General features: G+C 44.6%; 7 protein-coding genes, 2 tRNA genes and 3 rRNA genes (1 of these 12 cut by a window edge). All 12 read left to right on the top strand.

Annotated features, from left to right (window positions below):
• Positions 1-807 (top strand): 16S ribosomal RNA (locus tag CSUNSWCD_RS10455); it begins 704 nt to the left of the window's first position.
• A gap of 119 nt (positions 808-926) precedes the next feature.
• Positions 927-1,003: transfer RNA gene (locus tag CSUNSWCD_RS10450), tRNA-Ile, on the top strand.
• Positions 1,004-1,015: 12 nt separating this feature from the next.
• Positions 1,016-1,091 (top strand) — tRNA-Ala (locus CSUNSWCD_RS10445).
• Between the two features lie 380 nt (positions 1,092-1,471).
• Positions 1,472-4,377, top strand: a 23S ribosomal RNA gene (locus CSUNSWCD_RS10440).
• Between the two features lie 169 nt (positions 4,378-4,546).
• Positions 4,547-4,665 (top strand): 5S ribosomal RNA (gene rrf / locus CSUNSWCD_RS10435).
• The 16S, 23S and 5S rRNA genes sit together here with 2 tRNA genes alongside, the layout of an rRNA operon.
• 679 nt (positions 4,666-5,344) lie before the next feature.
• On the top strand, positions 5,345-5,923 hold the full coding sequence (locus CSUNSWCD_RS12045) for a helix-hairpin-helix domain-containing protein (protein WP_009497075.1): 579 nt from the start codon (positions 5,345-5,347) through the stop codon (positions 5,921-5,923).
• A 441-nt stretch (positions 5,924-6,364) separates the two neighbouring features.
• Complete coding sequence (locus CSUNSWCD_RS10425) at positions 6,365-6,760, top strand: hypothetical protein (RefSeq protein ID WP_009497074.1); 396 nt, start codon at positions 6,365-6,367, stop codon at positions 6,758-6,760.
• Positions 6,747-7,913, top strand: a complete 1,167-nt coding sequence (locus CSUNSWCD_RS10420) for a beta-ketoacyl synthase N-terminal-like domain-containing protein (protein ID WP_009497073.1) — start codon at positions 6,747-6,749, stop codon at positions 7,911-7,913. Before CSUNSWCD_RS10425 ends, CSUNSWCD_RS10420 begins: the two co-directional genes overlap by 14 nt.
• Positions 7,910-8,350 (top strand): hotdog family protein, encoded by a 441-nt coding sequence (locus CSUNSWCD_RS10415; RefSeq protein WP_009497072.1) that lies wholly within the window; start codon positions 7,910-7,912, stop codon positions 8,348-8,350. Before CSUNSWCD_RS10420 ends, CSUNSWCD_RS10415 begins: the two co-directional genes overlap by 4 nt.
• Positions 8,343-9,056 carry a 3-oxoacyl-ACP reductase FabG gene (gene fabG / locus CSUNSWCD_RS10410; RefSeq protein WP_009497071.1) on the top strand — a complete coding sequence of 238 codons (714 nt, stop codon included), beginning with the start codon at positions 8,343-8,345 and terminating at the stop codon, positions 9,054-9,056. The genes CSUNSWCD_RS10415 and fabG overlap by 8 nt, the downstream gene beginning before the upstream one ends.
• Positions 9,056-10,297 carry a beta-ketoacyl-ACP synthase gene (locus CSUNSWCD_RS10405; RefSeq protein WP_009497070.1) on the top strand — a complete coding sequence of 414 codons (1,242 nt, stop codon included), beginning with the start codon at positions 9,056-9,058 and terminating at the stop codon, positions 10,295-10,297. The genes fabG and CSUNSWCD_RS10405 overlap by 1 nt, the downstream gene beginning before the upstream one ends.
• Positions 10,298-10,308: 11 nt before the next feature.
• The gene (locus CSUNSWCD_RS10400) at positions 10,309-10,713 is read left to right on the top strand and encodes a hypothetical protein (RefSeq protein ID WP_009497069.1); all 405 of its coding nucleotides are present in this window, start codon (positions 10,309-10,311) and stop codon (positions 10,711-10,713) included.
• Positions 10,714-10,715: the final 2 nt, after the last annotated feature.

Here is a 10,715-nt window from a genome sequence, read left to right as displayed (position 1 = left end):
GATCTGCTGGAACTTAACTGACGCTAATGCGTGAAAGCGTGGGGAGCAAACAGGATTAGATACCCTGGTAGTCCACGCCCTAAACGATGTATACTAGTTGTTGCTTCGCTAGTCGAGGCAGTAATGCACCTAACGGATTAAGTATACCGCCTGGGGAGTACGGTCGCAAGATTAAAACTCAAAGGAATAGACGGGGACCCGCACAAGCGGTGGAGCATGTGGTTTAATTCGAAGATACGCGAAGAACCTTACCCGGACTTGATATCTAACAAATCATCCAGAGATGGAAGAGTGTCTGCTTGCAGAAATGTTAAGACAGGTGCTGCACGGCTGTCGTCAGCTCGTGTCGTGAGATGTTGGGTTAAGTCCCGCAACGAGCGCAACCCACGTCATTAGTTGCTAACGGTTCGGCCGAGCACTCTAATGAGACTGCCTTCGCAAGGAGGAGGAAGGTGTGGACGACGTCAAGTCATCATGGCCCTTATGTCCGGGGCGACACACGTGCTACAATGGCATATACAATGAGAAGCAATATCGCGAGATGGAGCAAATCTATAAAATATGTCCCAGTTCGGATTGGAGTCTGCAACTCGACTCCATGAAGCCGGAATCGCTAGTAATCGTAGATCAGCCATGCTACGGTGAATACGTTCCCGGGTCTTGTACTCACCGCCCGTCACACCATGGGAGTTGATTTCACTCGAAGCCCAAATACCAAACCGGTTATGGTCCACAGTGGAATCAGCGACTGGGGTGAAGTCGTAACAAGGTAACCGTAGGAGAACCTGCGGTTGGATCACCTCCTTTCTAGAGTACAACGAATATTCTCTCACAAGATATTCGTCAAAGGAAAATTTAGGTTATCGCTATAGATAATCTACTCAATCGACCTTGTTTAGTTTTGAAAGATTGACGCAAACCTATAGGGGCCTATAGCTCAGCTGGTTAGAGTGCACCCCTGATAAGGGTGAGGTCACAAGTTCAAGTCTTGTTAGGCCCACCAGAGAATTTAATTGGGGAATTAGCTCAGCTGGGAGAGCGCCTGCTTTGCACGCAGGAGGTCAGCGGTTCGATCCCGCTATTCTCCACCATGATTAGTTTAACATAAAGCATACAAAGTTTAATTAGAGAACTTTTTACCTAAGCTTTCTAATTAGACTTTAAGTCTAAACGTTATTTAGTTTATTATTGTTAAAAGTCACAATCAAGTTTTAATAAATAAAACAATTTTACAGGACTTGTTAAAGATTTAAAGATCTTGCTTATTTGCTTAATGCAGAAGTTTGACGTCACAAGATATCATAGGATTTAAAACTTACCTAGATATTAGTCAATGCTTTCCGTCTTAAAAGTAAGAGATTTAAATTTCGTAATAGATCTTAAATTTGAGTCTTCGTTATGAAATCTTAAATTTAATAGTTACCTTTAACAAGGAAGTGATGCGAATTAGAATATATTATATACTAATAAAAGGTAAGCTACTAAGAGTAAGTGGTGGATGCCTTGGCTAGTAGAGGCGATGAAAGACGTGCCAGGCTGCGATAAGTCTCGGGGAGCCGTCAAGGGGCTTTGATCCGGGAATTTCTGAATGGGGCAACCCAGTTAAGTGTGAGCTTAACTACCTAATATGGAGCGAACGAGGGGAATTGAAACATCTTAGTACCCTCAGGAAAAGAAATCAAAAGAGATTACGCTAGTAGCGGCGAGCGAACGCGTAAGAGGGCAAACCGTTAGTTTACTAACGGGGTTGTAGGACTGCGATATAGACTAAACTTAGCTAATAGAATAATCTGGAAAGATTAAGCATAGAGGGTGATACTCCCGTATATGAAAGCTTTGTTTTACTTAGCAGTATCCTGAGTAGGGCGGAACACGTGATATTCTGTCTGAAGCTGGGTCGACCACGATCCAACCCTAAATACTACTACTAGACCGATAGCGCACAAGTACCGTGAGGGAAAGGTGAAAAGAACTGAGGTGATCAGAGTGAAATAGAACCTGAAACCATTTACTTACAATCATTCAGAGCACGATTCTTTATGACGTGTGATGGACTGCCTTTTGCATAATGAGCCTGCGAGTTGTGGTGTCTGGCGAGGTTAAGGAAACCCGGAGCCGTAGCGAAAGCGAGTCTTAATAGGGCGTTTAGTCAGATGCTGCAGACCCGAAACGATGTGATCTATCCATGAGCAGGTTGAAGCCGGTGTAAGAGCCGGTGGAGGACCCAACCCGCTGGCGTTGAAAAGCCATGGGATGACTTGTGGATAGGGGTGAAAGGTCAATCAAACATCGTGATAGCTGGTTCTCTCCGAAATATATTTAGGTATAGCGTCATGTAGTAACACTGGGGGGTAGAGCACTGAATGGGCTAGGGCATACACCAATGTACCAAACCCTATCAAACTCCGAATACCTAGTGTGTAATCATGGCAGTCAGGCGGCGAGTGATAAAATCCGTCGTCGAGAGGGGAACAACCCAGACTAACAGCTAAGGTCCCTAAATCTCATTTAAGTGGAAAACGATGTGGAGTTACTTAAACAACCAGGAGGTTGGCTTAGAAGCAGCCATCCTTTAAAGAAAGCGTAATAGCTCACTGGTCTAGTGATTCTGCGCGGAAAATATAACGGGGCTAAAATGAGTACCGAAGCTTTAGACTTAGTTTTACTAAGTGGTAGGAGAGCGTTGCATTCAGCGTCGAAGGTGTACCGGTAAGGAGCGCTGGAGCGAATGCAAGTGAGCATGCAGGCATGAGTAGCGATAATTGGGGTGAGAATCCCCAACGCCGTAAACCCAAGGTTTCCTACGCGATGCTCGTCATCGTAGGGTTAGCCGGGTCCTAAGCAAAGTCCGAAAGGGGTATGCGATGGAAAATTGGTTAATATTCCAATGCCAACTATAATGTGCGATGGAAGGACGCTTAGAGTTAAGCAAGCTAGCGGATGGTAGTGCTAGTCGAAAGGTGTAGGTTAAGATCCAGGCAAATCCGGATCTTTTTAAGCCGAGACCCCACAGGCGTTTGAAGTTCTTCGGAATGGATAGCGAATTGCTGATACTGTCGAGCCAAGAAAAGTTTCTAAGTTTAGTTATAGTTGCCCGTACCGTAAACCGACACAGGTGGGTGGGATGAGTATTCTAAGGCGCGTGGAAGAACTCTCTTCAAGGAACTCTGCAAAATAGCACCGTATCTTCGGTATAAGGTGTGCCTAACTTTGTGAAGGATTTACTCCGTAAGCATTGAAGGTTACAACAAAGAGTCCCTCCCGACTGTTTACCAAAAACACAGCACTCTGCTAACTCGTAAGAGGATGTATAGGGTGTGACGCCTGCCCGGTGCTCGAAGGTTAATTGATGACGTTAGCTCTGCGAAGCGTTTGATCGAAGCCCGAGTAAACGGCGGCCGTAACTATAACGGTCCTAAGGTAGCGAAATTCCTTGTCGATTAAATATCGACCTGCATGAATGGCGTAACGAGATGGGAGCTGTCTCGAAGAGGGATCCAGTGAAATTGTAGTGGAGGTGAAAATTCCTCCTACCCGCGGCAAGACGGAAAGACCCCGTGGACCTTTACTACAGCTTGACACTGCTATTGGGATAAAAATGTGCAGGATAGGTGGGAGGCTTTGATCCATAGACGCCAGTTTATGGTGAGCCATTGTTGAGATACCACTCTTTTTTATTCTGATAGCTAACTAGCTTGAGTTATCCTCAAGTAGGACAATGTCTGGTGGGTAGTTTGACTGGGGCGGTCGCCTCCCAAAATGTAACGGAGGCTTACAAAGGTTGGCTCAGAACGGTTGGAAATCGTTCGCAGAGTATAAAGGCAAAAGCCAGCTTAACTGCGAGACATACATGTCAAGCAGGGACGAAAGTCGGTCTTAGTGATCCGGTGGTTCTGTGTGGAAGGGCCATCGCTCAAAGGATAAAAGGTACCCCGGGGATAACAGGCTGATCTCCCCCAAGAGCTCACATCGACGGGGAGGTTTGGCACCTCGATGTCGGCTCATCGCATCCTGGGGCTGGAGCAGGTCCCAAGGGTATGGCTGTTCGCCATTTAAAGCGGTACGCGAGCTGGGTTCAGAACGTCGTGAGACAGTTCGGTCCCTATCTGCCGTGGGCGCAAGAAGATTGAGGAGAGTTGACCCTAGTACGAGAGGACCGGGTTGAACCGACCACTGGTGTACCAGTTATCCTGCCAAGGGTAGCGCTGGGTAGCTATGTCGGGATGTGATAACCGCTGAAAGCATCTAAGCAGGAAGCCAACTCCAAGATGAATCTTCTTTTAAGAGCTCTTATAGACTATAAGTTTGATAGGCTGGGTGTGTAATGGATGAAAGTCCTTTAGCTGACCAGTACTAATAGCTCGTCTGCTTATCTTTTAATAAGCATCACTTCCTTGTTAAGGGTAATTTTACTTCGAAAATCCGAAATAAAATATCTGATCTATACCCTATCAAGATCTTGTTTTAGTTAAAATGAGATTTGACTTTTAACAATTAAATAGCAGTGTTAAAGAAGTAAATTAATATAGTTTATTTCTTTAACACTGCCCGTGACTATACAGACGAGGAAACGCCTTGCTCCATCTCGAACCAAGAAGCTAAGCTCGTCCTGGCTGATGATACTCTCCCTTACTGGGATGTCGGGAAAGTAGGTCGTTGCGGGCTTTGTTTTTATTCTTTTTCTATTTAAACTTCGCTTTAATTCCTTTTTTAATCCATTTTTACAGTTACTCTTGTAATATGTTGTCTGTTTTTGTAGCTTTGCTTTTGGTTTTAGAAATTTGTGTTTTACTTAATGAATAAATTCAAGCAACTTTATTGCTTGTAATGAGACTATGTTTTTAAATAATCTTACTAAGGTTTTTTCTGTTTCTACAGTGGTTAAACTGGCGCAGGGAAATGAGTTAATCAAAAAAGTAGAATGCTGTTAGGTGCCTAGTCAATAAAGCTTTTAATTTTGCACAAGGATAGCAAGGGCTACTATATGCGGTTTGGTTGGTTTGATTTACGTAAACTAGTACAATAATCTTGATACCTCAGTTCATTTGTACTATAAATCGCGCCTAGCCAAAGAGTAAAGTAGAATTTGAGACAGGTGTCTTAAAATATACTCAAGCTTATTCAAGTATTTTTAGGGGAAAATGGTGAGATTAAAATGTGTTTTGCCCACACTGCGTTTTTTGTGGCCCTTAGTTACACTAATATTAAGCTTTTTTTGACTTTCATTTAGAAGTTGATTTGCTTAAATACATTTGCAGCACTGGTTTATATTAATAATATTTTTTAATAATCTTATAATTATTTTTTGCTAGAATGTGAAATAATTTTTTAAAAAGGAAAAACAATGAACAAATTCGTATTTTCAATGTTGGCATGCGCCTCAATGGTATTCGCAGCTATAAATTTAAACACAGCCACAAAAGAAGAGCTTATGAGCTTAAACGGCATTGGTGCAGCGAAAGCCGATGCCATTATTGAATATAGAAAAACAAATAAATTTGAGAGCATAGAGGATATTAAAAACGTAAACGGTATCGGCGATAAGACTTTTGAAAATTTAAAAGGCGAGATATCTACGAGCGGTACAAGCGTAGTACCCGCAAGCGATAAAGTATCGAAAAAGGCAAAAGAGGTCAATGATATGACTGATAAAGTAAAGCATGGCAAAAAAGAAGTCTCTAAAAAAACAAAAGATATAGAAGACAAGGTAGCTACGCCCGCAAAAGATGCGGATAAGGCTAAAACCGACATAGAGGAAAAGGCTTCTAAAAGCATCAAAAATAAAGCAAAATCTAGCGAAGATAAAATAGAAAAAGACATCGATGATGTTAAGACTAAGGCAAAATCTTCAAAGAAAAAAGTTGAAGAAAGTGTGGGCAAGGAAGTCGAAGCCAAAAAATCAACAAAGAAAAAATCAGAATAATATTATTTATCCTGTTTAATTTTAGTCTTATAAATCAAACCGCATAAATCCTTTTTTAGCAAATAACTATAAAGGATTTATGCGATATTCTTGCGCTAACCATACAGATAAAACTACATAAAATATCTTAGAATTAATCGATCAATCTAAATTTAAAGAAGTAAAGTTAAATGCTTTTATGCGCGCGTAGCCAATATGAATATATTTTATATTTAATAATTGCAAAAACTACGGATTGGACTTTTGCGTATAACAAAATGCATATTTATAAACCCTTTCTAGTAAAATTAGATAGAAATTTATAAGTAAAAATCAAACAATTTTAGTTAAAAACATATTTTTAGATGCCAATTTATGCGCTATGCGTTGTTTTTAAAGGTTAAAAAGATATAATCTGCACATTATTCTAAAATAGGTGAAATTTAATAAGGCGACCAAAGGGTGAAATTTAAAAAAGTTTTAAATTTTTTATCTGTTTTTATGGCGACGTTTGTGCTTAGCGGATGCGCGGCGAAGGCAAAATTTGACGTTCCGCAGATCGTAAATTTTGATAAACGCGAATTTGAAGTGACTTCGCAAAGCGGCTCAAATTTACTCTATATTTCACACGAAAAAGAGGATTATTATTTTACGATGATAAACTCTATGGGAACCCCGTTAGCTAGGCGAGTTTTAAGACCAAACGGCGAATTTGAGGCTGTCGGTTTTTTGCCGCCAAATAGCGCCTACAACGAGCTTTTTGTAAAGATTCTAGGCGCCATAAAATCAAATCAAAAAGAGGCCGTCATAGTAGTAAATAACGAAAATTTTAAGGTAAGATCTCTTGATATACGTTAGCAAGCCCGCCATCATCAGCGCAGCCGGAGCCGACGCAGAGGAAAATTTTGCAAATTTATGCGGCGAGAAGAGATTTTTGAACTTTTGCAAAGGCTTTAGGGCGGATAAATGCTTTATCCTCGGCAAAGTCGGCGCGCAGCTGGCTAAATTTAGCCAAAATACGCCAAAACACCTGCAAACGCGCACGAACGCTCTAGTTTTAAGTGCGCTTTTGCAGATAGATAAAGAGGTGCTAGACGCCATCAAAAAATACGGCAAAAACCGAGTCGGCGTAGTGGTAGGTACGACTACTAGCGGCGTGGAGGAAAACTACGAAACGTTTAAAGATTTTGCCGCGACGGGATTTTTTGATGCATCAAAATTCGGCGTCAGTCGCAACTCTCTAGCCAATCCGTCCGAATTTATCGCCGATTTTTACGGGCTTAGCTCGGTTGCGTTTTCCGTCTCGACCGCCTGTACCTCGGGAGTCAAGGCGATAATAACGGCAAAAAGGCTGCTGGAGTCTGGCGTCTGCGACGCGGTGATCTGTGGCGGCGTGGACAGCTTAAATACGCTAACAATAAACGGCTTTGATAGCCTAGGCATCCTAAGCGCGCGCGAGACCAATCCGTTTTCTAAAAATCGCGACGGCATAAATATCGGCGAAGGTGCGGCGTTTTTCGTGGCGAGCAGAGATGAAATCTCAAGCGTAGTTATCGCAGGCGAGCACTCAAACTGCGACGCGTTTCATATGACGCAGCCTGATTTTAGCGGACAGATGCAAACTCAGTGCGTGCAAAAGGCGCTGCAGGTGGCAAATTTAAGCAGCGTGGATTATATAAATTTGCACGGTACCGGCACGCAGGCAAACGATAAAATCGAGGCAAAGATCGTGCATTCGCTCATGCCGAGCGTTTTTGCGAGCTCCGTTAAGCCTCTAATAGGCCACACGCTAGGAGCCGCAGGAGCTATCGAGAGCGCGCTTTGCGCTATGCTTTGCGCTAAGGGCGAAACCGCACTGCCGCCGCACGTATATGACGGCGTTTACGATGATGAGATAGAGGGGGTAAATTTGGTGAAATTTGGCCAAAGAGCGGTCGTAAATTCAGCTATGTCGCTGTCGTTTGCATTTGGCGGCGATAACGCGGCGATCGTATTTGGGAGGGCGAAATGAGTCTTGGAGATTATCTCCCGCACGGCACGGCGATCATTTTTATCGACGAGGTGCTTAAATTTGAAGATGGACGCATAAAAACCAAAAGCGTTATAAAAGAGGATAATAAATTTCTATTTGGCGGCAAATTCGCCATGCATAAAACCGTCGAGATGATGGCTCAGTCGCTGGGTATCTACGACTCAAAGATGCGCGAGCTAAAGGGGATGAAATTTGGACTGGGTTTTTTGCTGGGCAGTAGAAAATTTGAGATATTTAAGCCGTTTTTAGCGGCTGGAGACGAGGTCGTCATCGAGGCGGCCTGCTCGATACAAGACGCAAGCGGTTTTGGTGTTTACGACTGTGAGCTTTATGTAAACGGCGAGCTTGGGGCGCGCGCGACACTAAACGTGCTAAGCCCGGACGAGGAATACGTAAAAAGGATACTAGATGAGTAAAAGAGTGCTGATAACGGGCTCAAGTCGCGGCATCGGCGAAGCGGTAGCTAGACGGCTGGTAGCGGCTGGATACGAGGTCGTGCTGCACGGTAAAAGCGCGAGCGAGCGGCTATTAAATTTACAAAACGAGTTAAATTTGATTGCTTTAAAATTTGACGTCGCGGATACGCAGGCGGCAAAGGCGGCGATCGAGGCCGATATAGAGGCAAACGGAGCTTATTACGCGGTAGTGCTAAACGCCGGCATCACGCGCGATAATACCTTTGTTGGCATCGAGGATGAGGATTGGTTTAGCGTTATTGATACGAATTTAAACAGCTTTTATAATGTCCTAAAGCCTGCTCTCATGCCTATGATCCGCGCCAAAAAGCCGGCTCGTATCGTCGTCATGAGCTCGGTTTCAGGCGTCGTCGGCAACCGCGGACAGAGCAACTACGCAGCTAGCAAGGCTGGCCTCATCGGCGCAGCAAAGTCCCTCGCAGTCGAGCTTGCCTCGCGAAACATCACCGTAAACTGCATCGCCCCCGGACTCATCGAGACTAATATGACGGACGGCGGCTTGCCGATCGAGGAGATTTTAAAGGCCATACCTGCTAAAAGAGCGGGCAAAGCAGACGAGGTCGCGCCCTTGGTCGAGTTTTTACTAAGCGAGGGCGCAGCCTATATAACGAGGCAGGTTATCGGCGTAAACGGAGGGCTTTGCTGATGCGAGTTTTTATAACGGGTATGGGCATGGTGAGCGCCTTTGGCAAGAGCTGGGATGAGATAAGGGCTAAATTTGAGCTCGGTCGAAACGCCGTGAGATACATGCCTCAGTGGGATAGATACGCCGATCTAAATACCCGCCTGGCTGCACCCATAGATGGCTACGAGTGTCCCGGCTCGTGGGACCGCAAGCAGCTAAGAAGCCTGGGCACTGTCTCGATGTACAGCGTAGAGGCGGCGGGGCTGGCGCTAAGAGACGCAGGACTTATGCATGGTGAAAATTTAGACGCCGTGAGCCTCGATCCTGGCGTGCAAGAGGGCAGACTAGGCGTCGCATGCGGTTCGTCCACGGGTAGCACCGAGTCGATACTAGCGATGGCAAAGCTGCTAGAGCGCGGCGAAAACGAGTGTAACGCCAACACCTACATCAAGATGATGCCTCACACCACGGCGGCAAATATCGCTCTTTTTTATTCGCTAAAAGGGCGCATCATCCCGACATCATCGGCGTGTACGAGCGGCTCGCATGCGATCGGATACGCTTATGAAAGCATCAAAAGCGGTAAGATCGACATGATGCTAGCAGGCGGGGCAGAGGAGCTGTGCCCGAGCGAGGCATATGTGTTTGACATGCTCTACGCCACTAGCGTGAAAAACGGCTCGCCTGAAATTTCGCCGACTCCGTTTGACGAGGGGCGCGACGGGCTAGTGCTAGGCGAGGGTGCCGGGATACTTTTACTAGAGAGCGAAGAGAGCGCCGTAAAGCGAGGGGCTAAAATTTACGCCGAGGTCGTAGGCTTTGGCTCAAACTGCGACGGTTCGCACGTCACGCGTCCGCAAAGCGCGACAATGAAAGGCGCAATGGTTTTAGCTTTAAAAGACGCAAATTTAACGCCAGAAAAGATCGGTTACATAAACGCACACGCCACGGCGACTAAGCATGGCGATATCGCCGAGAGTATCGCTACAAACGAGCTTTTCGGAGACAAGATCGCTATCAGCTCGCTAAAAAGCTACCTCGGCCACACTCTGGGAGCTTGTGGCGGTTTGGAGGCGATATTTAGCGTGATGATGATGCGGGAGAAGAGATTTTTCCCTACGATAAATTTAACCAGCGTCGATCCTAGTTGCGCGCCGCTTTTTTATCTGACCGAGCAAACCGCGATAGATACGGACTTTGTTATGAGCAACAACTTTGCTTTTGGCGGAGTAAATACCTCGCTGATATTTAAGAGAATTTAAGGAAGGTGGAGATGAGAAAAATATTTTGTTTAATTGTGTTGGCTTTTAGTATAAATGCCGAAGAGATTTTTAATCTAAGCATTAAAGACGCTCTAGAGAGTGAGGCTGCAAAGAAGTATATTTTGCCTAACGTTAAAGTTGAATTTGGAAGCGGTTATAACGGCGAGAGGATAGTTGTCGGAGCTACGGCTAGCAGAAAGCAAAGGGGCGATATTGGCGAAAAGGTTGAAAAATGCCAAATAGCCTTCCTGGATGCAGTCAATGCTTTTCAAAGACGAAATCAAAGAGAGGGCGGAACAAAGGCTGTAAATATCGTAAGTTTTTTATACGGTAAAGAATTTAGTTCTAAAACAGAGTTTCAATGCCTATACACTAATAAATTTACGGTAAGATTACAGGGCGACATAGCCAAATAAAG

The sequence above is a fragment of the Campylobacter showae CSUNSWCD genome (assembly GCF_000313615.1).
GTDB lineage: Bacteria > Campylobacterota > Campylobacteria > Campylobacterales > Campylobacteraceae > Campylobacter_A > Campylobacter_A showae_A.
This window is presented reverse-complemented; position numbering and strand designations above follow the sequence as displayed.